The sequence below is a fragment of the Streptomyces sp. SID14436 genome, from assembly GCF_010548465.1.
Classification (GTDB): domain Bacteria; phylum Actinomycetota; class Actinomycetes; order Streptomycetales; family Streptomycetaceae; genus Streptomyces.
On sequence record NZ_JAAGMD010000221.1, the window covers coordinates 1 to 646 of the forward strand.

Genomic DNA, 646 nt, shown 5'->3' on the forward strand with positions numbered 1-646 from the left:
CCGCGACGGCGGCCGGCACGGCCGTCGAGGCCGCCCTGCCCGAGGCCGCCGCCGGCCGGCTCGGCCTGGAACCCGGCGCGCGGCTGCGCCTGACCGACCGCCTCGGCGGACCGGCGGTCGACGTACGGATCACCGGCGTGTACCAGCCGGTGGACGCCACCGCCGCCTACTGGCAGCTGGACGACCTGCGCGGCCGCGGCACCGTCAAGATCGACTTCACGACGTACGGCCCCCTGCTCACCGACCCTGCCGTCCTCACCGGCGACCGGGTCAGCGCCGGGGAGTCGGCCTGGCTGGCGTCGGCGGACTTCTCCACGGTCGGCACCGGCCGGATCGACGCCCTGCGCACCGCCGTACGGGACGGCGCCGCCGCCCTGCGCGAGGAGCCGGCCCTGGGCGGCTCCGCCGAGGCCACCAGCGCCCTGCCCACCGTCCTGGACCGGACCGAGCAGTCGCTGCTGGTGTCCCGCACCACCCTCCTGATCGTCGGACTCCAGCTCGCCCTGCTCGCCTGCTGCACCCTGTTCCTGGTGGCCCGGCTGCTCAGCGCCGAACGCGCGGGCGAGAACCGGCTGCTGCGGGCACGCGGCGGGTCCCGCGCCCAGCTGGCCCGGCTCGCGGCGCTGGAGGCGCTGCTGCTGGCGCT

At 77.6% G+C, this 646-nt stretch carries 1 pseudogene; it reads left to right on the top strand.

The features are described from left to right. Positions 1-646, top strand: a pseudogene (locus G3I53_RS08000) (ABC transporter permease); the annotation flags it as partial.